The following is a 23,019-nucleotide window of genomic DNA, read 5'->3' on the forward strand; positions in this document are numbered from 1 at the left end:
GTGAAGTCAAGGGCCGTGCAAGGGGGTTGGGCCGGGCAGTACGGAGAGGCAGTCCTCGTACGCGGGCCGGCTCAGGAGCAAGCGGAAGCGGGTGAAGAGGGCCAGGAGCTCGGGGCCGTGGCGGTCCCGGAAGGCCGGGTCCTCGGCGGCGAGGTCGATTTCGTTGGCGGCGGTGAGCTCGGCGAAGTCCTGGCGGAGGGCGGGGCCGGGAGAGTGGGTGCGGCCGGTGAAGCGGTCGTGGAACGGGGAGCCGGGTTCCGCGAACGACGGATACGTGGCCCCGCGGTCACAGCTCGCGTAGAAGTACACGATCGCCTCCGCCTCCTCGCCGATCACGGCCGTGAGTTCGCGACGCCGGCCGAGCGGGAGCAGGGCCTGCGCGAAGCCGTCCGTGCCGTAGAAGGCGTGGCACAGACCCGCGAGCTGGAGGGCGGGGCGGGCGTTCCAGGTGGCGAGGCGGGTGCGGACGCGGTGGAGATGGGTGAGAAGTGTGCCGCCGGGGTGGGGCACGCCCTCGGCGCCCAACTCCCTCAGAAACAAGTCGGCTTGGGCCGTCGGGTCGTAGGCCATGGGTGTCGGGTGTCCCTTCAGCAGGGTGGGTCGGCACCCGCTCCGTCCCGGGGTGGAGCGGGTTGCCGCCCGTTGGGCCCTGGATGGATCGTCGTACACGCGTCGGGGCCAGTCAATCCTTGGGATTTGTGATCAGACCCAAGTGTTAGCTTGGATCTCATGACCCTCGACGACCTGCGTGTGTTCGTGGCGGTGTGCCGGGCCGGGAGCCTGAGTGCGGTGGCCAGGGAGCTGGGGTGTACGCAGTCCGCGGTGAGTCAGCATGTGAAGCGGCTGGAGCGGGAGACGGGGGTCGCGCTGCTGGAACGGCAGCCGCGAGGGGTCTCGCCGACGCGGGCGGGCCGGCTGCTGGAGGCGGCGGCCGCGGAGGGCATCTCCGGACTCGACCTCGCCGTACGGCAGTTGCGCGACCTGGTCGACGGGGAGAGCGGGTTCGTGCGGGTGGCCACGGGCGCGACGACCGTACGGCACTTCATGGGGGACGCGGTCGTGGAGTACCGCCGCCGGTATCCGCGCGTGAACCTGGAGTTCCGTACGGTCAGTTCGGGACGCGGCAGCTTCGACGCGCTGGCGGACGGCACCCTGGATCTGGCGTGGACCACGCTCGGACCGCCGGTGCGGGGTATCGAACAGCGCGTGGTGGCGGAGCTGCCGTGGGTGCTGGCGGTGCGTTCCGACGATCCGCTGGCGGGGCGGGAACGGTTGGCGGCGGCCGAGCTCGCGGACGTACGGCTGATACGGCTGCCGCCGAACTCGGCCTCGGCCGCCCAACTGAACGCTTCATGCATGGAGTTGGGCGTGCGGTTCGCCTACGACACGAACGTGGCCGACTGGGACACGGCGTTGCTGCTGGCTGAGTTGGGGGTCGGGCGGGCGGTCGTTCCGGAGCTGTCGGGGCTGGCGGCCACGGGGGAGCTCCGGCTGATCCCGTTGCCGGAGCTGCGTCCGCTGCCGGTGGGGTGGGCCGTACGGCGGTGGGAGGCGCTGAGTCCGCCGGCCCGGGCGTTCGCGGACACCGTGGAGAGGTTCCGTCGGACGCCCGGGCGGTAAGTGGGATGGGCTACTGCGGGAACGCGGCCACCACGTTCAGCTCCTTGGCGCCGGTGCTGTTGATACCGGCGGCGGTGCCGGGCAGCAGGACGCTCGGGTCGTAGTGATTGCTGGAGACCAGCAGGTCCTTGTCGCCGTCGCGGTCGATGTCGCGCAGGCGGACGAGGGAGCCGAAGTTCTCGTACTCACTCGCGTCGCCGGGCACGCCCGCCGTCGCGCGGGTGAACCACAGGGAGTTGGTGCCGGTGAGGCCGGACTTGGCGCCGCGCAGCACGTGCACGCCGCCCGCGTCCTCCTTGGATCCGACCTTCTCGTAGGGCACGCCGACCGCCAGGTCCGGGTAACCGTCGCCGTTGGTGTCACCGGCGGAGAGGGCGGAGCCGAAGTAGTCGCGCGTCGTGGCGCCCGTGGCCACCCCCGAACTGGCCTGGGTGATCCGGTACTTCGTCGTCGGCCCGGTGCTGCCACCGCGCCAGACGACCACCGAGCCGGCCTTGTTGTTGTACAGGATGTCGCTGACCGCGAGGTCCCCGTAGCCGTCCTTGTCGAAGTCGGCGACGACACCGGTCGGGCTGTAGTCGGGATCGGAGCTGTTGACGACCGTCCGCTTGCCCGGCTTGATCGTGGAGCCGCCTCGCAGGAACCAGGCGTCCTGGGTCATCTTGTCGTTGTGGTAGCCCTGACCCAGGAGGTACAGATCGGTCGCCTTGTCCTTGGTGACCTTGCCGGCGACCATGCCGGTGGGTTCGAGGATGTCGCCCGCGACATGCTTGGTGACCGCGCCCGTGGAGCCCGACTTGGCGAACCCTCCCCGGTAGACGTAGACGGTGTCGACGCCGTTGGCGACCGCCAGGTCGGCCTTGCCGTCGCCGTTGAAGTCGCCGGTCTCGATCTCCTTGCCGAAGCCGTAGCGGGCGTGGGCGGTGACCTTGAGGCGGACGGCGCCGGTGCCGGAGAGGCCGGTCTTGGCACCCCACAGGATGGTGACCGCGCCCGCGCCCACCTTGGTACCGACCTTCTCGGTGAAGTCGGCGACGGCGAGATCGGCGTATCCGTCACGGTTGAGGTCGGCGGTGGCCATGTCCTCGCCGAAGGCGTCGACGTAGCCGCCCGCGTCACCCGGCGTGCCGGGTATTCCGGCGCTCGCCTGCGTGAAGGTCTTGCTGGTGGTGCCGGGACCCGTTGCCGTGCCGTACGTCACGACGACTCCGCCGCTGAGGTTGTCGGTCACGAAGTCGCGGTAACCGTCGCCGTTGAAGTCGTCGGCGTACTTCGCCGGGGTGGCGGCGGTCGCGGTGCCCGCGGAGAGGGTGAGCAGTCCGCCGGTCAGGGACACGGCCGTGGCCGTGGCGAGCGCCAGCCGGAGGTTGGTGCGCGTGAACATGCGTCTCCTGCGGTGATCTAAGTCTGGTGATCAGGAGACGCGCGGTGGGGCGTGATGGTTGCGGCGTGTGACTCGGGTTCTTTGAGAGGGATCTCGGCCCAGACGGTCTTGCCCATCGTCCGCTCTGTGACACCCCAGGCCTGGGCGAGGAGCGTGACGAGGATGAGCCCACGGCCTCCCTCGGCGTCCGGGTCGGTGACGTAACGGAGTCGGCGGTCGGCCCGGGCGTCGCTCACCTCGATACGGAGGGTGTCCTCGCCGGTGAGCGTCAGGCGCAGTGCGAAGTCCCGGCCGGGGGCTCTGCCGTGGGTGACGGCGTTGGCGGCGAGTTCGGCGACGACCTGCCGTACCGGCCCGCGAAGTCCGCGATGCGATGGCTTACCTGTTCCCGGGCGGCGGGGTCGAAGAGTTCGTCCAGGCCGTCGAAGACGACGACCGCCCTCCCCTCTGCCAACAGCCGCTCCACGACCGGCACGGGCGGAGCCATGCCCTTCGTGCCGTGGAGATACCTGAGGAAGTCCTCGAAGGTCCGCTCCCGCCACTCCCCCACCGCGTACTCCCGAAGCTCCACGACGAGGGGCACCCGGCCGTCGAGCGGTTCCAGCGGATCACCGGGCGGGACCTCCCGAGTGAGCGTGAGGGCGAGGTGCCGGGCGAGCGTCGACTTGCCGGCGCCCGGGTCACCGAGCAGCACCAGGCGGTCCTCGCCGGGGTCGGCCAGCACGTCCAGGACATCCCGTGCCGGACGCTCCGCGTACGCCTGCCGGGCCCGGTCCAGCGCCTCCCGTTCCAGACCCGGCGGCAGGCTGGACGGCCACTCCCCGGCGTCGACGAGCCGCTGCCGGATGTCCCTCGGCAACTCCAGCGGCGGCGGGTCCGCGCGTACGGTCGGCGGCACGAACACCTCGTCCAGGCCGACGGGCGGATGCTCGCCCGCCTCCGTGGGGATCAAGACGTCCAGGTCCAGGCGGCCGTAGGTCTCACGGACGCGGGTGGCATAGCGCCGCAGCGCCTCGTCGATGTCCTCGCCGGTCAGCGCCACGGGCTCGGGCGCCTGCTGTACGTACTGGTTCTCGATGTACGTAGCGCTGCTGCCGTCCCCGGTCACGACGGCCCTGCCGTCACCCCCGACCCCGACCGCCCGCTCCCCACCGGCCGCGACTCGATCCGATTCCCGCCCCATGCCAGGACGTTAGCGGCCCACGGACGGCGACACGTCCCGCGATTGGCAGATCTGTCCGCACTCCGGGCGGCAAGAGCGCAGGTGGTGGGAGCTCGGCGCGGGACGGATCTGCCCGTCCCTCCCGCCGGCTCCCTCCCGCCAGCACCCTCCGGCCCGCTCAGCGGCTGTACAACCCCTCGATCTCCGCCGCGAAGTCCCCCATCACCGTCTCCCGCCTCAGCTTCATCGACGGAGTCAAGTGGCCGTCCATCTCCGTGAAGTCCCTCGGGAGGACCGTGAAGCGGCGGATCGACTCGGGGCGGGACACCAGTTTGTTCGCCTCGTCCACCGCGCGTTGGAGGATCGCTCGCAACTCCTCGTCGCCCGTGAGGAGTTCCGCCGGGACCGGGTGTTTGCCGTTCATCTGGCGCCAGTGGGTGATGCCCTGCATGTCGAGGGTGATCAGGGCGGCCACGTAGGGGCGGCGGTCGCCGACGACCATGCACTGGGAGACCAGGGGGTGTTGGCGGAGCCAGTTCTCCAGGGGGGCCGGGGCGACCGTCTTGCCACCCGCGGTGATCAGCAGTTCCTTCTTGCGGCCGGTGATGGTGAGGTAGCCCTCGTCGTCCAGGCTGCCGATGTCGCCGGTCGGGAACCAGCCGTCGGTGGACGCCGGGGTCACTCCGCCCGCGTTGGGGTCCCAGTAGCCCCGGAAGATCTGGCCGCCCTGGAGGAGGATCTCGCCGTCCGCCGCGATGCGGACGCGGGTGCCCGGCAGGGGCCAACCCACCGTGCCCAGACGGGACTTCAGGGGCGGGGTGACCGTGGCCGCGCCGGTGGACTCCGTCAGGCCGTAGCCCTCGTAGATCTCCATGCCCGCGCCCGCGAAGAACGCGTGGAGGCTGCGGCCCAGCGGTGAGCCGCCGCTGATGATGTGGCGGACCCGGCCGCCCATGGCGTTGCGGATCCGGCGGTAGACGAGGGGGTCGTAGAAGGTGCGGGCCGTCTTGAGCGCGGTGCCCGGTCCGCTGCCGGTGCCCGCCTGACGGGCCTCCGTCGCCTCGCCGTAGCGCACGGCCACGCTGACCGCGCGGTCGAACGCGGCGACCCGGCCGCTGATCTCCGCCTTGGCACGGGCGCTGTTGAAGACCTTCTCCAGCATGTACGGGATGACCAGGAGGAAGGTGGGCTTGAAGCTGGCCAGGTCCGCCAGCAGGTCCTCGGACTTGAGGCTGGGGGCGTGCCCGAGGCGGACCCGGGCCCGGACGCAGGCGATCGCCACCATGCGGCCGAAGACGTGGGACATGGGGAGGAACAGCAGCGTCGCCAGTTCCTCGTCCGACCTCGATCTGAAGACCGGGTCGAGGATCTCGATCGCGTTGTCGACCTCCGCCAGGAAGTTGCCGTGCGAGATCGCGCAGCCCTTGGGGCGGCCGGTCGTGCCCGAGGTGTAGATGACCGTGGCCAGGGTGTCCGGGCCCAGCATGCCCCGGCGTACCTCGATCTCCGCGTCGGGGACGGGCTGTCCGAGCTCGGCCAGCCGCTCCACATGCCCCTTCTCGATGACCCACAGGTGCCGCAGGTCGGGCAGGCGGTTGAGTTCGGGGCCGAGGGCGGAGGCCTGGGAGACGCTCTCGGTCACCAGGGCCACCGCGCCCGAGTCGTGCAGGATCCAGCGGGTCTGGAAGACCGAGGAGGTGGGGTAGATCGGGACCGTCACCAGTCCCGCCGCCCACGCCGCGAAGTCCAGCAGCGTCCACTCGTAGTTCGTGCGGGACATGACGGCGATACGGTCGCCCGGCTGGAGTCCCTCCGAGATGAGGCCCTTCGCCAGAGCCAGCACCTGCTCGGCGAACTCGGCCGCGGTGACATCGGCCCAGCCGCCGTCCTGCGCACGGCGGCTGAGCACCCTGTCCTGCGGGGCCGCCGCCGCGTTGTCGAAGGGCAGATCGGCCAGCGAGCCGTGGGTCACGGGCGGCACGACCGGCGGTACCGACACCTCGCGGACCTCGCCGTCCAGTCGCTTGATCTCCGGCTCCACGAGGACGGGTGCGCCGTCGTAGTCGGTCGCGGAGACATAAGGGTGGGACGACGACATGGGCAGCTCCTGAGGCGCGCAGCTGGATACCGCTCTGCTGCATAGGTACGCGCCGTGCGTACCTGGGCGTTCACCGGTGGTGGGCGGTTATGGGGGGTTACCGGCGGTTAGATCGGCGATCCTAGGAGGTGCAGGTGGCGAGTTCGTGTGGGTTCGGGGATGCTTCGGGGCCGGGTCTGTGCAACCTCTCCCGCAATATGAACCTTTGTCAGCTATGAATGATGGAGCAAGGAAGCCGCCGACCTCCGCTCACGGCCGTTCCAGCACCGCCGTCACCCCCTGCCCGCCCGCCGCGCACACCGAGATCAGCCCGCGGCCCGAACCCCCGCGCTCCGCAAGCGACTTCGCCAGCGTCGCGACGATCCGCGCCCCGGTCGCCGCGAAGGGGTGCCCCGTCGCCAGCGACGATCCCGTCACGTTCAGGCGCTCCCGGTCCACCGGGTCGAGCCCCGCCTTCTCCCACGCCTCCAGGGTGGCCAGCACCTGTGACGCGAAGGCCTCGTGCACCTCTACGAGGTCGAAGTCGGCCATGGTGAGACCGGCCCGTTCCAGCATGCGCGGCACCGCGTAGGCCGGTGCCATCAGCAGGCCGTCCTCGCCGTTCACGAAGTCGACGGCGGCCGTCTCGTACGTCGACAAGTACGCCAGCGGCTCCAGCCCCCGCGCCGCCGCCCACTCCTCCGACGCCAGCAGCACGACCGCCGCACCGTCGGTGAGCGGGGTCGAATTCCCGGCGGTCATCGTCGGGTTGGGGGCGTCGAGGCCGAACACCGGCTTCAGGGCGGCCAGTTTCGCCGCCGTCGAGTCCGGGCGCAGGTTCTGGTCGCGGTCCAGGCCCCGGAAGGGTACCACCAGGTCCTGGAAGAAGCCGCGTTCGTACGCCGCCGCCAGTCGCCGGTGACTCGTCGCCGCAAGTTCGTCCTGGGCCTCGCGCGAGACACCCCGGGCGCGGGCCGTCACCGCCGCGTGCTCGCCCATCGACAGCCCGGTGCGGGGCTCGGCGTTGCGGGGGATGTCGGGGACCAGATGGCCCGGACGGATACGGGCCAGCGCCTTGATCCGTCCGCCCGCCGACCTCGCCCGGCGCGCCTCCAGCAGGATCCGCCGCAGACCGTCGTTCACGCCCAGCGGTGCGTCGCTCGCGGTGTCCGCGCCACCCGCGATCGCCGACTCGGTCTGACCGAGCGCGATCTTGTTGGCGGCGGCGATGACGGCCTGGAGGCCCGTGCCGCAGGCCTGCTGGATGTCGTACGCCGGGGTCGTCGGGGCCAGCTTCGAGCCGAGGACCGTCTCGCGGGCCAGGTTGAAGTCGCGGCTGTGCTTGAGCACCGCGCCGGCGACGAACTCGCCCACCGCGCCCGGCTCCTGGAGGCCGTGGCGCTCCACCAGACCGTCCACGACCGTCGTGAGCATCTCCTGGTTCGAGGCGGTGGCGTACGGGCCGTCCGAGCGGGCGAAGGGCACACGGGTGCCGCCGATGATCGCGACCCGCCGGGCCACGGGCACCTGAAGGGGGCTCATCTCGACCTGCTCCTCATGCGTGACGTAGGCTTACCTGCGGTAACCTTACTCCAGAGTAAGAAGACTGATAAGAGGTGGGACCGAGTGGGGAGACGGCCATGCCCGACCGCTATCTGAGCTTCACCGGCACCGCGCCCGGCCGCTTCCTGACCCGTCGGCTCGGGCTGCCGCAGCCCTCGGCGCTGCGCCGCTGGTCGCCGGAGCGGCCCGCGCTCGCAGGGGACGAGGTCCTCCACCTCACCGCGGGCAAGCCCGTCCCCTCCCCCGCCGGCAGCCCCTGTGCCGTCGTCCTCGACGCCACCGGCGTCCGGGACGTCGACGGCCTCGCCGACGTCCACGCGGCCCTCCACCCGGTCGTGCGGTCGGTCGCCGCGAGCGGCCGGATCGTCGTGCTCGGCGCGCCCCTCGACCCCGCCGACCACCACCAGGCCGCCGTCCAGCAGGCCCTGGAGGGCTTCACGCGCTCGCTCGGCAAGGAGATCGGGCGGGGCAGGACCGTGAACCTCGTACGGCTCACCGACCGGGCCGCCGCCGAGTCCACCCTGCGCTTCCTCCTCTCCCCCAAGTCCGCCTACGTCAGCGGTCAGGTCATCGAGGTGACGGGGACGGCTCAGGAGCTGACCGTCGATCCGGACCGGCCCCTCACCGGCCGCACCGCCCTCGTCACCGGCGCCGCCCGCGGCATCGGCGCGGCCGTCGCCGAGACCCTGGCCAGGGACGGGGCCCGGGTCGTCGTCCTCGACGTACCGCAGGCCGAGGAGGACGCCCGCGCGCTCGCGGAGCGGCTCGGCGGCACCGCCCTGGCACTCGACATCACCGCCGCCGACGCGGGCGAGCGGATCGCCGCCGAACTGCCGGACGGGCTGGACGTGTTGATCCACAACGCCGGGATCACCCGGGACCGGAGGCTGGTCAACATGCCCGCGGACCAGTGGAGTTCGGTTCTCGACGTCAATCTGGCGAGCGTGCTGCGCACGACGGACGCGCTGCTGGCCGCGGGGACCCTGCGGCCCGACGGCCGGATCGTCGCCACCGCCTCCATCGCCGGGCTCGCCGGGAACGCCGGGCAGACCAACTACGGTGCGAGCAAGGCGGGCATCGTCGGTCTGGTGCGGTCCCTCGCGCCCCGCGCGCTCGCCGAGCACGGGGTGACCGTCAACGCCGTCGCTCCCGGGTTCATCGAGACGAAGATGACCGCCGCCGTACCGCTCCTCATCCGTGAGGCGGGGCGGCGGATGAACTCCCTCGCCCAGGGCGGGCTGCCCGTCGACGTCGCCGAGACGACCGCGTGGCTCGCGCATCCGGCGTCGGGCGCGGTGAACGGTCAGGTCGTACGGGTCTGCGGCCAGAGTCTGCTGGGGGCGTAGTGACCGTCGTCCTCACCCAGTCCCCGGCGCTCGTGCCCCTGTTCGCCCGCGGCGCCCTGCTCTCCGCCGTCAAACGGCCCCGCCCGGACGCCGAGTTCCCGCGCACCCGGCTGGTCCTGCCCGGGCTGCGGGTGGACCTGGCACGGCTGGCGGCCTACGAGCGGGTGTGCGGGTTCGCCACCGGCGACGACGCGCTGCCGGTGACGTATCCGCATGTGCTCGGCTTTCCGCTGGCCATGCGGCTGATGAGCGCGCGGGACTTCCCGCTGCCGCTGCTCGGTCTCGTCCACACGTCGATCGCCATCACCCGGCATCGGGCGCTGTCCGCCACCGGGGAACACGAACTCACCGTGTACGTCGACGGGTTGGCGCCGCATCGGCGGGGCACGGAGGCGGGGGTCGTCACCGAGGTGCGGGCCGGCGACGAGGTGGTGTGGGAGTCGCGCAGTACGTATCTGGCGCGGCACGGCTCCACGTCCGGTGGCAGCGCCCCTGCCGAGAAGGGCACTTCGCTCCCCTCCGTCGCCGAGTGGCGTCTCGCCGGGGACGTCGGCCGCCGGTACGCCGCCGCGTCCGGTGACCGCAACCCCATCCACCTCCACCCGCTCACCGCCCGCCTCTTCGGCTTCCCCCGGGCCATCGCGCACGGCATGTGGACGGTGGCCCGGTGTCTCGCCGCGCACGGTGTGCCCCAAGCGGCCCTGGTGCGGGCGGAGTTCAGGGCGCCGGTGCTGCTGCCGGGGGCGGTGACGTACGCGGCGCGGGGCGAGCGGTTCGAGCTGCGGGGCGGTGGAGACCGGCTCCACCTCACGGGCAGCGTCTATCCGCTGACGCCCTGAAAGACCCAGGGCCGGCCCTCCATCAGGTTCCCCAGTCCGGCCCACGCGAAGTTCATCAGCGTCGCCGCCGCCTGCTTGGCGGTGACGCCCGGGGTGGCGTTGGCCCACGCGGCGAGGGACTCGGCGGCGCCGACCAGGGCCTCGGCGAGCCCGGCGACCTCGCGTTCGGGCAGGTCGGGATCGCGGTGGGCCTCCCGCGCGGCGACGACGATCAGCTGCGTCACGAACGCGACGATCTCCGCGCGCATCGCGGCGACCTCGGCGGCGAAGGGTTCGCCGTGCGTACGGGCCTGGAGGTGCAGCACGGACCAGGCGGCCGGCTTCCGCGCGGTGTGCGTGAAGAACGCCAGCAGCCCGTCCCAGAGTTGGCGGTCGGCGGGCTGGTCGGTACGGACCCCGGACCGCACCGCCTCGGTGAGCGCGCGCGCCTCGCGGCGGATGCAGGCGGTGAAGAGGTCTTCCTTGGAGTTCAGGTACAGATAGACCAACGGCTTGGAGACACCGGCGAGTTCGGCGATCTCGTCCATCGACGCGGCCATGTACCCACGCCGCCCGAAGGTCTCCACGGCAGCGTCCAGCATCTGCTGTTCACGGACCGCGCGCGGCATCCGCTTGGTCTTCACTGCGCCCATAGGGGCAACCCTAAGACGTCTGGCCCTGCGCACGCGCCGTGTCGTCGGCGACGTCCTCCTGGTTGCGGTTGGCTTCCAGGCTCGCCTTGGCGCGGTCGACCTTCTCGACGATCTGGACGGAGGCCCGGTCACGCTCCTTGCGGAGCGCCACGAAGCTGATGGGCGCGGAGATCACCAGGGAGAGCAGGACGATCCACATGCCGTTGGAGTCGCCGAGGCCGCGCGGGGCGACACCGGCGTAGACGAGGCCCCAGACGACCACGAGGCAGCCCACGAAGATCCCGAGGCGCATCAGTGTGTAGCGGAGCATCTCAATCCACTCTTCCGTTCCGGCTGAAAGTTCCCAAAGGGTGCCTTCCAGTGAAGCACGCCCGGTACCCGATCTTGCAGCGGGTGTCAGGTCAGCGGGAGCCACATCATGATGTCGTCGCGGTAGTCGTCCGCCGACACCCGCAGCCCGCCCGGCACGCGGCCGACCTCCTTGTACCCGGCGGCGGCGTAGAACCGCTCAAGCCCCAGCCCGCCCCGGCAGGTCAGCTTCAGCGCCTCCAGCCCGAAGCCCCGGGCCCGCGTCTCGACCTCCGCCAGCAGGGACCGGCCATGTCCGCCGCCCTGGACGGCCGGGTCGACCATGACCGTGTAGAGCCACGCGTAGTGGCTCTGGAGGCGGTGCGCGTTGAAACCGAAGAAGGCGGTCGCCCGCAACCGCCCCTCCCCGTCGAACCCGGCGAGCAGCCGGTGCCGCCCGGCCGCTGTCGACTCCGCGTAACGCTCCACGTCCGGCCGTACGTCGTCATACGTCGTCGTACCGACGAACCCGACCGCCCCACCGGCGTTGTTCACAGCCACCCACAGCCGGGTCAGCTCGTCGAGCAGGGCGGGGGTGAGGTCGGGGTCCAGGCGGTACGTGAGCTCCATGGGCCACGAGTGTAAATCGGAGACGGAAGCACTCGTGATGGCGGCAAGTGTCCCCACCCACGGGGCGCGGGGAACTGCGCGACCAGCCCCCACGACCCGCAGCCGACCGACAACCTCACACCCGCATCGGCTGCGGCGACTCCCGACGGGCCGGATCGGGACCGTCGTACTCCCGGATGATCTCGTACCGCGTGTTCCGCTCCACCGGCCGGAAGCCGGCGTCCCTGATGAGGTCCAGGAGGTCCTCGCGGGTCAGCTTGTTCGGGGTGCCGTAGTTGTCCGCGTCGTGGGTGATCTTGTACTCGACGACCGAGCCGTCCATGTCGTCGGCGCCGTGCTGGAGGGCCAGCTGGGCGGTCTGGACGCCGTGCATGACCCAGAAGACCTTGATGTGCGGGACGTTGTCGAACAACAGCCTCGACACCGCGAAGGTCTTCAGGGCCTCCGCGCCGGTCGCCATCTGGGTGCGTGCCTGAAGGCGGTTGCGGACCTTGCCGTCCTTCACGTCGACGAAGTCGTGCTGGTAGCGCAGCGGGATGAAGACCTGGAAGCCACCGGTCTCGTCCTGGAGCTCACGCAGCCGCAGCACGTGGTCCACCCGGTGCTTGGGCTCCTCGATGTGCCCGTACAGCATGGTGGACGGGGTCTTGAGCCCCTTCTCGTGCGCCAGCCGGTGGATGCGCGACCAGTCCTCCCAGTGGGTCTTGTGGTCGACGATGTGCTGACGGACCTCCCAGTCGAAGATCTCCGCGCCACCACCGGTCAACGACTCCAGGCCCGCGTCGATGAGCTCGTCCAGGATCTCCGACGCCGACAGCCCGCTGATCGTCTCGAAGTGGTGGATCTCCGTCGCCGTGAACGCCTTCAGCGAGACGTTCGGCAGGGCGGCCTTCAGCTCGCGCAGGGAACGGGGGTAGTACCGCCATGGCAGGTTGGGGTGAAGCCCGTTGACGATGTGGAGCTCGGTGAGGTTCTCGCTCTCCATCTCCGTCGCGAGCTTCACCGCCTCCTCGATACGCATCGTGTACGCGTCCTTCTCGCCCGGCTTGCGCTGGAAGGAGCAGTAGGCGCAGGACGCCGTGCACACGTTGGTCATGTTGAGATGACGGTTGACGTTGAAGTGGACGACGTCACCGTTCTTCCGCGTCCGCACCTCGTGCGCGAGGCCGCCGAGCCAGGCCAGGTCGTCCGACTCGTAGAGCGCGATGCCGTCCTCGCGGGTCAGGCGAACGCCCTCCCGTACCTTGTCCTCCAGCTCGCGCTTGAGCCCGACGTCCATGCGACACCCTTTCTACGACGACCTGTCCCACCGTACGTCTACGCCTCTTCGGGCAGCTCTCCGACCCGGTTCTCCCACTTCGTGGAGAGCACGATGGTGGTACGGGTCCGGGACACGCCCTTGGTCCCGCTGAGCCGCCGGATGGTCTTCTCCAGGCCGTCGACGTCCGCGGCCCGCACCTTGAGCATGTACGAGTCGTCGCCGGCGATGAACCAGCAGTCCTCGATCTCGCTCAGGTCCTTGAGCCGGCGGGCCACGTCCTCGTGGTCGACGGCGTCGGAGAGGGAGATGCCGATCAGCGCGGTGACGCCGAGACCGAGCGAGGCGGAGTCGACGGTGGCGCGGTACCCCGTGATGACACCGGCCGCCTCCAGCCGGTTGATGCGGTCGGTGACGCTGGGTCCCGACAGACCGACGAGGCGCCCCAGCTCCGCGTACGAGGCCCGGCCGTTCTCCCTCAGGGCCTGGATGAGCTGCCTGTCCACCGCGTCCATGCGATCGAAGCCTTCCGCTGAGAAGTTCCCGAAGTGATGAGAGGTACTGCTGACGTACTGCGACTTGCTCAGATGGCGTTCACGTCGTGCGGGTTCCGCCGCCGAGTTCGCCCTTCCAGCGGCGGTAGAGCCGGTGCTCGACGCCCGCCGCGTCGAGGACCCGTCCGGCGACGAAGTCCACCAGGTCCTGGATGTGCGTCGCCCCCGCGTAGAAGGCGGGCGAGGCCGGCACCACGGTGGCGCCCGCGTCGTCCAGCGTCACCAGGTGCCGCAACGTCTGGCCGTTCAACGGGGTCTCCCGAACGGCTACCACCAGCTTGCGCCCCTCCTTGAGGGTCACGCTCGCCGCACGCTGCAACAGGTCCTTGGACAGCCCGAGGGCGACCCCGGCGACACAGGCGGTCGAGGCGGGCACGATCAGCATCCCCTTGACGGGATACGACCCCGAGGACGGCCCCGCGGCCAGGTCCCCGGCGGCCCAGTACCGCACCCGCTCCACGCCGTCACCGATGTCGAAGCTGCCCGGCTTGCCGTCGGCCCCCCTGGCCAGCCATTCCCGCAGGTCGTCCTGCCAGTGCGCGTCCCTGAAGGAGATCCCCGTCTCGTCCAGCAGCGTGAGCCGCGAGGCACGGCTGACGACCAGGTCGACACTCTCGCCGGCGTCGAGGAGCGCGCGCAGCACGGACGCGGCATACGGGGTGCCGGAAGCGCCGGACACCCCTACGATCCAAGGCGTACGCCGTGTCTCTCCTGGCTTGACTGGGTTCACACCCCCGAGCCTATCCGGCGTCGCAGGGTGGGAACCGGTCAAGGGGGTCCGGCCGTTCTCCGGAGGGGATTGGGGGTTGCCATGTCCGGTAGGGGTCTGGAGTGGTCGCGGGGCGACCGTGCGCGGGCCGCGGCCAAGCTGATGCTGGGCTGGGTCGCGCTGCTGTGGCTGCTGGAAGTGGTGGATGTGGCGAGCGGCCACGCCCTGGACGGCCTGGGCATCACCCCGCGCGAGCCGTCCGAACTGATCGACGTGGTCCCGGCCTCCTTCATCCACTTCGGCTGGGGCCACGTGGCCGCGAACACCGTCCCGCTGCTGGTCATGGGCTTCCTGGCGGCCCTCGGCGGCATCCGCCGCTTCCTCGCGGTCTGCGCGCTGATCATCGTGGCCGACGGTCTGGGCGTGTGGCTCATAGCCCCGGACCGCACCAACACGGCGGGCGCCTCGGGCCTGATCTTCGGCCTCTTCGGCTTCCTGCTGGTCAGCGGGTTCGTGGAGCGGCGGCTGCTCGGCGTCATGGCCGGTCTGCTGGTCGGTGCCGTGTGGGGCAGCTCGATCCTGATGGGCCTCGCGCCCACCCAGACGGGCGTCAGCTGGCAGGGACACCTGCTGGGCCTGGTGGCGGGGGTGGCGGCGGCGTTCGTGTTCCGCCGCCGCGCCACCGCCCCGGCGCTCACACCGTGAGGCCGCGCACCAGCAGATCGAGCAGCGCGCACACGAACAGGGCGATCCCGATGAACCCGTTGACGCTGAAGAACGCCCGGTTCACGCGGGACAGATCGTTCGGGCGGACGATGTTGTGCTCGTACACGAACGCGGCCGCGACGATCATCAGGCCGACCCAGAAGAACCCGCCCGCGTCCGTGGCCACCGCGTACCAGAGCAGCAGCGCCGTCGTCAGCGCGTGGCACACCCGGGCGCCCCAGATCGCGGCCGGGATGCCGAAGCGGGCCGGGACCGACATGACACCGATCTCGCGGTCGGTCTCCACGTCCTGGCAGGCGTAGATCAGGTCGAAGCCGCCGATCCAGATGCCGACGGCGAGGCCGAGGATCACCGCGTCCCAGGACCACTCGCCGGTGATGGCCAGCCAGCCGCCGACCGGGCCCATGGCCTGGGCGAGGCCCAGGATGGCCTGCGGGAAGTTCGTGAACCTCTTGCCGTAGGGGTAGACCACCATCGGGATCACCGCGACGGGGGCCAGCGCCAGGCAGAGCGGGTTCAGCAGGGCCGCCGAGCCCAGGAAGACCACGACGGCGACCAGGGCGCCCGTCCAGGCGTGCTTCACCGACATCGCGCCGGTCACCAGCTCGCGGTGTGCGGTGCGGGGGTTCCGCGCGTCGATCTCACGGTCGATGATCCGGTTCACGGCCATCGCGAAGGTGCGCAGACCGACCATGCAGATCGTCACCAGGAGCAGCCGGCCCCAGTGGATGTTCTTGTCCATCTGGAACATCGCGGTGAGTGCCGCGATGTACGCGAAGGGGAGCGCGAAGACCGAGTGCTCGATCATCACCAGACGGAGGAACGCCTTGGTGCGTCCCGGCTGCGGGATCGCGGCTGAAGCTGAACTCACAGTCCGTATTCCTTCCAGCGTCGGTCGACCTTCGCCGCCGTCTCCGGGTCGGACAACACCATGTCGGGCCAGCCCCCGTCACGCGTGTAGCCCTCCTCGGGCCACTTCTTCGTCGCGTCGATCCCCGCCTTGCCGCCCCAGAACTGCTGGTAGGAGGCGTGGTCGAGATGGTCGACGGGACCCTCGACGACCGAGAGGTCGCGTGCGTAGTCCGTGTTGCCGAGCGCGCGCCACGCGACCTCGTGGAGGTCGTGGACGTCGCAGTCGGAGTCGACCACCACGATCAGCTTGGTCAGGGACATCATGTGGGCGCCCCAGATCGCGTGCATCACCTTCTGGGCGTGCTTGGGGTACTTCTTGTCGATCGAGACGATCGCGCAGTTGTGGAAACCGCCCGCCTCGGGCAGGTGGTAGTCCACGATGTCCGGGACGATGATCTTCAGCAGGGGCAGGAAGAAGCGCTCGGTGGCCTTGCCCAGCGGGCCGTCCTCCGTCGGGGGGCGCCCGACCACGATCGACTGGAGCAGCGGCCGCTTCCGCATCGTCACACAGTCGATCTTCAGCGCCGGGAACGGCTCCTGCGGGGTGTAGAACCCCGTGTGGTCGCCGAAGGGGCCCTCCGGCAGCATCTCCCCGGGCTCCAGCCAGCCCTCGATCACCACCTCCGCCTGCGCCGGCACCTGGAGCGGCACCGTCTTGCAGTCGACCATCTCGATCCGCTTGCCCGCGAGGAAGCCGGCGAAGAGGTACTCGTCGATGTCGCCGGGGAGCGGGGCGGTGGAGGCGTACGACACGGCCGGCGGGCACCCGAAGGCGATCGCGACCGGCAGGCGCTCTCCGCGCCTGGCCGCGACCTGGTAGTGGTTGCGGCTGTCCTTGTGGATCTGCCAGTGCATGCCGATCGTGCGCTTGTCGTGGCGCTGGAGCCGGTACAGGCCGAGGTTGCGGATCCCGGACTCCGGGTCCTTGGTGTGGGTCAGGCCCAGGTTGAAGAAGGAGCCGCCGTCCTGCGGCCAGGTGAACAGGGCGGGGAGCTGGTCCAGGTCGACGTCGTCACCGGTGAGGACGACCTCCTGCACCGGCGCGTCGCCGGACTTCACCTTCTTCGGCGGTACGTGCGTCATCGCGCCGAGCTTCCCGAAGGCCTCCCGCACCCCCACGAAGCCGTGCGGCAGTTCGGGCCGCAGCAGACCGCCGATCTTCTCCGAGATCTCGGAGTACGACTTCAGGCCCAGTGCCTTCAGCAGCCGCCGGTCGGTTCCGAAGACGTTCATCGCGAGGGGCATCGCGGAGCCCTTCACGTTCTCGAAGAGCAGCGCCGGGCCCCCTGACTTCTGCACCCGGTCGACGATCTCCCCGACCTCCAAGTACGGATCCACCTCGGCCTTGATGCGCTTGAGGTCGCCCTCGCGCTCCAGAGCCCTGAGCAGCGAGCGAAGATCGTCGTAAGCCATGGGGTCAAGTATCCCCGAGCGGCTACCCTGGGCCTGAACCCGGGGGCCGTGCCCCCGGCCCGTCGACCGTTTCGCTGGAGAGGGCCCATGCTCCGGGTGCTGATGTTCCTCGTCCCACTGGCGCTGAGCGTGTACACGTTCATCGACTGCATCAGCACGAAGGAGGAGGACGTCCGCCACATGCCCAAACCGCTGTGGGCCATCCTCGTGCTGCTGTTCCCGCTCGTCGGCTCGATCTCGTGGCTGATCGCGGGCAAGAAGCGCAGCCCCGCCGCCGAGGGCTGGTCCGGGGTGCGGGAGCGCGGCGGACGCGGCCAGTGGGTCGCCCCCGACGACAACCCCGAGTTCCTGAAGTCCCTCAATGAGGACAAGAAGGAGCGCGACGAGGACGGCTCCAAGGACAGCTGATGGAGCTGCGGCTGCTCGTCACCTTCGAGAAGGTCGCGACCGTCCTGAGCTTCACCCGGGCCGCCGCCGAGCTGAACTACGCGCAGTCCAGCGTGACCAGCCAGGTCCGCGCCCTGGAGGACTCCCTCGGCGCCCCGCTCTTCGACCGGCTCGGCAGCCGCATCCGGCTGACGGAGGCCGGTGAGCGCCTCTTGCCGTACGCCCGGCAGATCATCGAGCTGAGCGAGGAGGCCCGCGCGGCGGTCGTCGACGCCGAGGAACCCTCCGGCGCGCTCGCCGTCGGCACCATGGAGTCGCTGACCTCCTACCGGCTGCCGCCGCTCCTGGAGCTCTTCCACCACCGCTATCCGAAGGTCCGTCTCTCCCTGCGCACGACGCTGGGCGACGAGACCCGCAAGGCACTGCGGCAGGGCACCTATGACGTCGGCTTCCTGATGGAGCCGGAGACCGAGCACGCGGGCCTGGAGAGCCGGGTGCTCGCACCGGAGCCGCTGGTCCTGGTCGCCGCGCCCGGCCATCCCCTCGCCACCAAGTCCCCCGCGCTCAAGACGGAGGACCTCACCGAGGTCCAACTCGTCGGCACCGAACCCGGCTGCCCCTACCGCGACCTCTTCGAGTCCGAGCTGGTCCACCGCACCGGATCCCCGCCGCCCTTCATGGAGTTCGGCACGATCGAGGCGACCAAGCGGGGTGTGGCGGGCGGCCTCGGGATCGCGCTGCTGCCGCGGGTGACGGTGGGCGCGGAGCTGGCGTCCGGGACGCTGACCGAGCTGCCGTGGGAGCCGCCGTTCCAGCTGTACACACAGGTGGCGTGGCGGGCGGGGAAGCGCCTGCCACGCCATCTGACACTGTTCATCGAGACCGCGGTGCGGCTGGTGCGGGAGCAGACGTCGTACGACGGGACGTGACGACCCGGGGTGCCCGGGCCAGCGTCACCTTGAGGCTCGCCAGCACGATCAGCGGGACGCCCAGCGCCTGCACGAGGCCGATGTGGTGGCCGTACACCGCCCAGTCCATGACCATCGCGACGGCCGGGTAGAGGAAGGCGAGGACGGCGATCTTCGAGAGCGGCAGCTGGGCGTAGGCGGCGTACATCAGGACGTACATGACCCCCGTGTGGATGAACCCGAGCCCGACCAGCCAGCCCCAGTCCGCGCCCGTGCCGGCCATCGCGCCGAAGTCGGCGAAGGGGAGCAACAGCGGGATGCCGACGAGGACTTGGACGAGCGCGATGAGGTGGGGACGTACGCCGGTGATGCGCTTGGTGACCAGGGTGGACAGCCCGTAGAGGAGCGCGGCCAGCAACGCCTGCCCGACGCCCACCACATAGGAACCACCGGTGGTGAAGTCCCCTGGTGTCACGCCCGATACGAGGATCAGGCCCGCGAAGGCCAGCGCGATCCAGCCGACCTTGGCGGCGGTCAGCCGCTCGCGGAAGAGCAGGGCGCCCAGCAGCACGACGTAGAACGGCTGGGTGTGGTAGACGACCGTCGCGACGGAGATCGAGGTGTTCTCGAACGACTGGAAGAGGAACACCCAGTTGAAGACGATGAACACCCCGCCCAGGACGGCGAGTCCGAGGGTGCGCGGGGTGAAGCCGTGGTCGCGGAGCCAGCCGCGGGCCAGGACGTAGCCGCCGAGGGCGAGGGCGCCGAACAGGACGCGGAAGAAGACGACGTTGAAGGGCGAGGCGCCCGACTCGACGACGAAGACGCCGAGGGTGCCGGAGAGCACCATCGCGGTCGTCAGCTGGGCGATGCCCCTGGTCTCGGTGCCCTTGCTCTCTGAAGTCATGTCCTCGACGCTACGAGCGGGCGTCGTCCCTGGTCCACGGGCCAGTGGGGCGTCCTGCCGATGCCCCCATCGGTGGCGCCGATGCGTGCAGGTTGTACGCCGGTGAGGCTTCCGAAGCGGACAATGCGCCTCTGGGCCGCAACCGCCCGGAACCGGACACTTGGCTCGCATGACGACAGCTCCGGCCGGCTCCGCCACGGCCATCGCCCCCGCATACGGTGACAAGGTCATCGCCGTCGAGACGGCCGGTTCGGAACCGATCCCGGACTCCGAGCGCCACGGCGGCCCGCTCCAGCTGCTGTGGACATGGGCCTCTCCGAACATCGAGTTCGCGACCGTCTACATCGGTGTGATCTCGGTCCTCTTCTTCGGCCTGAGCTTCTGGCAGGCGACCGCGGCCCTGCTCCTGGGCACGGCGCTGGGCGCGCTGACCCACGGGATCCTCTCCCTGGACGGCCCGCGCTTCGGCGTCCCGCAGATGGCCATCGGCCGCTTCTCCTTCGGCTACCGGGGGAATCTGCTGCCGTCGGGTGTCAACGCCCTTGTCGCGGGCGTCGGTTGGTTCGCCGTGAACAGCGTGAGCGCGGCCTTCGCCCTCAACACCCTGACGGACCTGCGGCCGCTTCCCTCCCTGCTGATCGTGGTCGCCGCCGAGATCGTGATCGGCTTCATCGGCCACAACTTCGTCCACGCCTTCGAGAAGTACGCCTTCCCGGCCCTCGCGGTGATCTTCCTGCTGGCCGGTGTCTGGACCTTCAAGGAGGCCGACCTGGGCGGCTCCGGCGCGGGCGGCGGCATCGGCGGCTTCCTGCTGGCGTTCAGCGCGGCCTGGGGCTACGCGGCGGGCTGGAACCCGGGCGCCTCGGACTACTCCCGTTACCTGCCGCGTACGGCGAACCGCTTCAAGACGGTCCTGTACCCGGCCGTCGGCCTCTTCGTCTCGATCGCGATCGTGTCGGTGATCGGCGCGGCCTCGGCGACGATCGTCGCCCCCGAGGGCGCCACCCCCACGGCCGCCTTCACCGGCCATCTCCCCGGCTGGCTCAGCAACTTGGTACTGCTGGCCATCATCCTGGGCGCGGTCTCCGCGAACGCCCTGAACGTCTACTCCTCGGCCATGTCGATCACTTCGCTCGGTCTGAAGCTCCCGGTCTGGCTCGGCCGCAGCGCCATCGTCGTGCTGTGCGGTCTCGCCGGCACGGCGGCGGCGTGGGCGTCGCTGGCGGACGCGGGGCACGCCTACGAGGCGTTCCTGCTGGTGATCGCGTACTGGGTGGGGCCGTGGCTCGGGGTGGTGCTGGTCGAGCGGTGGCGGCAGGCGCGGACGCCGGACGAGGTGCTGGCGGCCCGGATCACCGACCGCGCCTTCTCCAACTGGCCCGGTATCGCCTCCCTGTTGATCGGCATCGCGGTGTCGGTCCCGCTCTTCTCCAACCAGGAGAAGTACGTCGGGTGGGTGCCGGAGCAGTGGCCGTCGTTCGGTGACATCACCTGTCTGGTCGGGTTCGTGGTGAGCGCGGGGCTGTACGCGGTGCTGCGGCGGGCGCATCAGCCGACATCGGCGTGAGCCTGCTCGACGTGCTCCACCTTGATGTACCGGGGGCCGAACTCCTTCTTGACGAGGGGTTCGGCCTTCTTCGGGTCGTCGACGCCCACACGCACGAACCCCCGCTCGTCGACGCCGACTTCACGCATCTGGAAGGTGCCGTCCCAGCGGTACATGTCCTCGCTGATGCGGTCGGCGAGGGCGTCGAGGGTCTTGCGGTCGACGTCGGCGGGGTGGAGCCGTAGCTTCACGCCCTTCTCGGCGGCGTCGCAGGCGGCCGTGTCGAAGGGTTCGGAGGGGATGCGCCAGACGTCGGCCGCGTTCTTGTCCTCGTCGACGCCCAGGCCGGTGAAGACGGCGGAGTGCGCGCCCGCGACCAGCTTGTCGATGCGGATCACCGTCCGGTCCAGCGGGGTCACATCGGGGTCGGCGTCCGGGGGCGCCGGGCGGGTGCCGACACACCAGTCCTCGGCCGGCGCGCTCGGCGCCGCGGCCACGGCGCCTTTCCGAGCGCCGTCCAGCAGACCGCCGTCGGTGTGCCCGGTCTCCAGCTCGTCGATGTACAGGGCAGCCCCCACCACCACACCGGCAGTGGCGACCGCCGCGGCGATCCACCTGCGATTCGTCATGCCACTGTGACGCCGGAATGGGCCAAAGGGTTCAGAAGGGGTCCAGAAGGGGTCCAGACGACTTCAGGAAACGGCGTCCTCGCGCAGCACCAGCGCCAACAGCCCCGGGAACCGGGCGTCGAACTCCTCCCGCCGCAGCCGGTTGACCCGCTTGGGCCCCTCGTCGCGCTGCTCCACGAGCCCGGCCGCCCGCAGCACCGCGAAGTGATGGCTCTTGGCCGCCTTGCCGACGGGCACGTCGAAGGTGCCGCAGCTGCGCGACCAGTCCTCCGAAGCCGCCAACTCCCGCACCAGTTGCACCCGTACGGGGTCGGCGAGCGCGGCGAGGGCCGTCAGGACGGGGACGTCGTCAGGGTGGGTGTGTTCGGGGGCGGCGCGATGACTGGTGCCGGTGTGCTGGGCCACGCGGGCCTCCCTCACGACGGACGGGTTGCGGAGTGTTCGATGAAAACCATACAGTCGCGAGTGTTCGCTTTTCATTGAACAGTCACCGGCGAGGGGTGCGGTATGCGCGCAGTGGAGATCCCGGAGTACGGCGGTCCCGAGGTCCTCCATGCAGTAGAGGTGGACGTCCCCGAGCCCGGCCCCGGCCAGGTGAGCGTCGACGTGGCGTACGCCGGGATCAACTTCGCCGATCTGAAGGCGAGGGAGACCGGGTACCGGGTGCCGTCGCTGCCCTTCCGGCCGGGCCTTGAGGTCTCCGGGCGCGTGCGGGCCCTCGGCGCGGGCGTCACCGGGCTCACCGTCGGACAGGAGGTCGCCGCACTGACCGCCGGTGGCGGCTACGCCGAGGTCGCCGTCGCGGACGCGGCCACCGTCTTCCCGGTCCCTTCCGGCATCGATCTGCGCACCGCCGCGACCCTGCCGACCGTGCTGCCGACGTCGTACGCGCTCATCCATTCGGTGGGCCGGCTCCAGCCCGGCGAGACGGTCCTCGTGCAGGGTGCCGCCGGGGGCATCGGGACGGTCGCGGGCCGGCTGGCGAAGGCAGCCGGGGCGACCGTCCTGGGGGTCGTGTCGAGCGCGGGGAAGGCCGCGTTCGCGAAGGAGCACGGCTCGTACGACGAGGTCTTCGTCGGCGACTTCGAGAAGGCCGTCATGGAGACCACCCATGGCCGCGGCGTCGACCTCGCCCTGGACCCCGTCGGCGGCGACACCTTCCGCGCCTCACTGGCCTCGCTGGCGGTCTTCGGGCGCCTGGTCTCCTTCGGCAACGCGAGCGGCGCGCAGCCCTGGAGCGTCGGGCAGCCCGAGCTGTTCCCCCACGGCGTGACCGTCGGCGGCTTCTCCATCCTGACCCTCGCACAGACCGCGCCGGACGCGCTGCGGACGCTGACCGGGCGGGCCTTCGCGAAGGTCGCGGACGGAACCGTCACGCTTCCCGTCACCGCCGAGTTCGGCCTGGCGGAGGCGGCACAGGCGCACCGGCTGATGGGGACGCGGACGAGCACGGGCAAGCTGCTGCTGACGGTGGCCGGCGAGTAGGCCACCGCGTCGGATCTGGAGATCCGTGGCGAGAGAGTGACGGG

The 23,019-nt window shown here is 70.6% G+C and carries 24 protein-coding genes and 1 pseudogene; 8 read left to right on the plus strand and 17 right to left on the minus strand.

The features are described from left to right. Positions 1 to 6: 6 nt before the first annotated feature. Positions 7 to 570 (minus strand): DUF6817 domain-containing protein, encoded by a 564-nt coding sequence (locus tag ACFY0U_RS41540; RefSeq protein WP_388645153.1) that lies wholly within the window; start codon positions 568 to 570, stop codon positions 7 to 9. A 159-nt stretch (positions 571 to 729) separates the two neighbouring features. Here ACFY0U_RS41540 and ACFY0U_RS41545 point away from each other — a divergent pair, with 159 nt between their 5' ends. Beyond that, positions 730 to 1,620 carry a LysR family transcriptional regulator gene (locus ACFY0U_RS41545; RefSeq protein WP_388645155.1) on the plus strand — a complete coding sequence of 297 codons (891 nt, stop codon included), beginning with the start codon at positions 730 to 732 and terminating at the stop codon, positions 1,618 to 1,620. A 10-nt stretch (positions 1,621 to 1,630) separates the two neighbouring features. Here the strand turns inward: ACFY0U_RS41545 and ACFY0U_RS41550 are convergent, their stop codons facing one another. The 5 genes and pseudogenes from ACFY0U_RS41550 to ACFY0U_RS41570 all read right to left on the minus strand — a co-directional run bounded on the left by ACFY0U_RS41550 (position 1,631) and on the right by ACFY0U_RS41570 (position 7,785). Further along, positions 1,631 to 3,004, minus strand: a complete 1,374-nt coding sequence (locus ACFY0U_RS41550; protein WP_388645157.1) for an FG-GAP and VCBS repeat-containing protein — start codon at positions 3,002 to 3,004, stop codon at positions 1,631 to 1,633. 17 nt (positions 3,005 to 3,021) lie between these two features. Further along, positions 3,022 to 3,348: pseudogene (locus ACFY0U_RS41555) on the minus strand (ATP-binding protein); the annotation flags it as partial. Then, positions 3,273 to 4,187, minus strand: coding sequence for an NACHT domain-containing protein (locus ACFY0U_RS41560; protein ID WP_388645158.1), 915 nt, complete (start codon positions 4,185 to 4,187; stop codon positions 3,273 to 3,275). The gene ACFY0U_RS41560 and the pseudogene ACFY0U_RS41555, both read right to left, overlap by 76 nt. A 157-nt stretch (positions 4,188 to 4,344) precedes the next feature. Further along, positions 4,345 to 6,264: an AMP-dependent synthetase/ligase gene (locus ACFY0U_RS41565; protein ID WP_388645159.1), complete on the minus strand. Its 1,920-nt coding sequence runs from the start codon at positions 6,262 to 6,264 to the stop codon at positions 4,345 to 4,347. Between the two features lie 249 nt (positions 6,265 to 6,513). Further along, on the minus strand, positions 6,514 to 7,785 hold the full coding sequence (locus ACFY0U_RS41570; protein WP_388645160.1) for an acetyl-CoA C-acetyltransferase: 1,272 nt from the start codon (positions 7,783 to 7,785) through the stop codon (positions 6,514 to 6,516). Positions 7,786 to 7,883: 98 nt separating this feature from the next. Between ACFY0U_RS41570 and ACFY0U_RS41575 the strand changes: the two genes are divergently transcribed. Both ACFY0U_RS41575 and ACFY0U_RS41580 read left to right on the plus strand, forming a co-directional pair. Then, positions 7,884 to 9,152: a 3-oxoacyl-ACP reductase gene (locus tag ACFY0U_RS41575; RefSeq protein WP_388645162.1), complete on the plus strand. Its 1,269-nt coding sequence runs from the start codon at positions 7,884 to 7,886 to the stop codon at positions 9,150 to 9,152. Then, positions 9,152 to 9,991: a MaoC/PaaZ C-terminal domain-containing protein gene (locus tag ACFY0U_RS41580; protein WP_388645163.1), complete on the plus strand. Its 840-nt coding sequence runs from the start codon at positions 9,152 to 9,154 to the stop codon at positions 9,989 to 9,991. The genes ACFY0U_RS41575 and ACFY0U_RS41580 overlap by 1 nt, the downstream gene beginning before the upstream one ends. On the opposite strand, the gene ACFY0U_RS41585 is transcribed toward ACFY0U_RS41580, so the two are convergent. The 6 genes from ACFY0U_RS41585 to ACFY0U_RS41610 all read right to left on the minus strand — a co-directional run bounded on the left by ACFY0U_RS41585 (position 9,973) and on the right by ACFY0U_RS41610 (position 14,083). Continuing rightward, positions 9,973 to 10,623 (minus strand): TetR/AcrR family transcriptional regulator, encoded by a 651-nt coding sequence (locus ACFY0U_RS41585; RefSeq protein ID WP_388645165.1) that lies wholly within the window; start codon positions 10,621 to 10,623, stop codon positions 9,973 to 9,975. The two genes, ACFY0U_RS41580 and ACFY0U_RS41585, sit on opposite strands and share 19 nt — an antisense overlap. 10 nt (positions 10,624 to 10,633) lie before the next feature. Then, on the minus strand, positions 10,634 to 10,933 hold the full coding sequence (locus tag ACFY0U_RS41590; protein WP_388645166.1) for a DUF4229 domain-containing protein: 300 nt from the start codon (positions 10,931 to 10,933) through the stop codon (positions 10,634 to 10,636). Positions 10,934 to 11,019: 86 nt separating this feature from the next. Next, a complete protein-coding gene (locus ACFY0U_RS41595) occupies positions 11,020 to 11,541 on the minus strand; it encodes a GNAT family N-acetyltransferase (RefSeq protein ID WP_388645168.1) in 522 nt (173 codons plus the stop codon). A gap of 115 nt (positions 11,542 to 11,656) precedes the next feature. Beyond that, positions 11,657 to 12,820, minus strand: a complete 1,164-nt coding sequence (gene mqnE / locus ACFY0U_RS41600; protein WP_388645170.1) for an aminofutalosine synthase MqnE — start codon at positions 12,818 to 12,820, stop codon at positions 11,657 to 11,659. A gap of 38 nt (positions 12,821 to 12,858) precedes the next feature. Continuing rightward, the gene (locus ACFY0U_RS41605; protein ID WP_388645172.1) at positions 12,859 to 13,314 is read right to left on the minus strand and encodes an Lrp/AsnC family transcriptional regulator; all 456 of its coding nucleotides are present in this window, start codon (positions 13,312 to 13,314) and stop codon (positions 12,859 to 12,861) included. Positions 13,315 to 13,393: 79 nt separating this feature from the next. Then, positions 13,394 to 14,083 (minus strand): UbiX family flavin prenyltransferase, encoded by a 690-nt coding sequence (locus tag ACFY0U_RS41610; protein WP_388645173.1) that lies wholly within the window; start codon positions 14,081 to 14,083, stop codon positions 13,394 to 13,396. Between the two features lie 81 nt (positions 14,084 to 14,164). Between ACFY0U_RS41610 and ACFY0U_RS41615 the strand changes: the two genes are divergently transcribed. Next, positions 14,165 to 14,767, plus strand: a complete 603-nt coding sequence (locus tag ACFY0U_RS41615; RefSeq protein ID WP_388645175.1) for a rhomboid family intramembrane serine protease — start codon at positions 14,165 to 14,167, stop codon at positions 14,765 to 14,767. On the opposite strand, the gene mqnP is transcribed toward ACFY0U_RS41615, so the two are convergent. Together mqnP and ACFY0U_RS41625 are read right to left on the minus strand one after the other, a co-directional pair. Continuing rightward, complete coding sequence (gene mqnP / locus ACFY0U_RS41620) at positions 14,757 to 15,659, minus strand: menaquinone biosynthesis prenyltransferase MqnP (protein ID WP_388645176.1); 903 nt, start codon at positions 15,657 to 15,659, stop codon at positions 14,757 to 14,759. The genes ACFY0U_RS41615 and mqnP overlap by 11 nt on opposite strands. Next, entirely contained in the window at positions 15,656 to 17,113 is a 1,458-nt protein-coding gene (locus ACFY0U_RS41625; RefSeq protein WP_388645177.1) for a menaquinone biosynthesis decarboxylase, read from the minus strand. Before ACFY0U_RS41625 ends, mqnP begins: the two co-directional genes overlap by 4 nt. 87 nt (positions 17,114 to 17,200) lie before the next feature. On the opposite strand from ACFY0U_RS41625, the gene ACFY0U_RS41630 reads away from it, so the two are divergent. Together ACFY0U_RS41630 and ACFY0U_RS41635 are read left to right on the plus strand one after the other, a co-directional pair. Then, on the plus strand, positions 17,201 to 17,521 hold the full coding sequence (locus ACFY0U_RS41630; protein WP_388645179.1) for a PLD nuclease N-terminal domain-containing protein: 321 nt from the start codon (positions 17,201 to 17,203) through the stop codon (positions 17,519 to 17,521). Further along, positions 17,521 to 18,429, plus strand: coding sequence for a LysR family transcriptional regulator (locus ACFY0U_RS41635; protein ID WP_388645181.1), 909 nt, complete (start codon positions 17,521 to 17,523; stop codon positions 18,427 to 18,429). Before ACFY0U_RS41630 ends, ACFY0U_RS41635 begins: the two co-directional genes overlap by 1 nt. Here the strand turns inward: ACFY0U_RS41635 and ACFY0U_RS41640 are convergent. Next, complete coding sequence (locus ACFY0U_RS41640; protein ID WP_388645182.1) at positions 18,374 to 19,315, minus strand: DMT family transporter; 942 nt, start codon at positions 19,313 to 19,315, stop codon at positions 18,374 to 18,376. The genes ACFY0U_RS41635 and ACFY0U_RS41640 overlap by 56 nt on opposite strands. Before the next feature lie 169 nt (positions 19,316 to 19,484). On the opposite strand from ACFY0U_RS41640, the gene ACFY0U_RS41645 reads away from it, so the two are divergent. Continuing rightward, positions 19,485 to 20,882 (plus strand): purine-cytosine permease family protein, encoded by a 1,398-nt coding sequence (locus ACFY0U_RS41645; protein WP_388645183.1) that lies wholly within the window; start codon positions 19,485 to 19,487, stop codon positions 20,880 to 20,882. Here ACFY0U_RS41645 and ACFY0U_RS41650 read toward each other — a convergent pair. Together ACFY0U_RS41650 and ACFY0U_RS41655 are read right to left on the minus strand one after the other, a co-directional pair. Then, on the minus strand, positions 20,864 to 21,490 hold the full coding sequence (locus ACFY0U_RS41650; RefSeq protein WP_388645185.1) for a hypothetical protein: 627 nt from the start codon (positions 21,488 to 21,490) through the stop codon (positions 20,864 to 20,866). The genes ACFY0U_RS41645 and ACFY0U_RS41650 overlap by 19 nt on opposite strands. 63 nt (positions 21,491 to 21,553) lie before the next feature. Next, complete coding sequence (locus tag ACFY0U_RS41655; protein ID WP_388645187.1) at positions 21,554 to 21,895, minus strand: ArsR/SmtB family transcription factor; 342 nt, start codon at positions 21,893 to 21,895, stop codon at positions 21,554 to 21,556. A 102-nt stretch (positions 21,896 to 21,997) separates the two neighbouring features. Between ACFY0U_RS41655 and ACFY0U_RS41660 the strand changes: the two genes are divergently transcribed. Then, the gene (locus ACFY0U_RS41660) at positions 21,998 to 22,975 is read left to right on the plus strand and encodes a zinc-binding alcohol dehydrogenase family protein (protein ID WP_388645188.1); all 978 of its coding nucleotides are present in this window, start codon (positions 21,998 to 22,000) and stop codon (positions 22,973 to 22,975) included. Positions 22,976 to 23,019 lie beyond the last annotated feature (44 nt).

This window comes from Streptomyces sp. NPDC001536 (genome assembly GCF_042894505.1).
Taxonomy (GTDB): domain Bacteria; phylum Actinomycetota; class Actinomycetes; order Streptomycetales; family Streptomycetaceae; genus Streptomyces.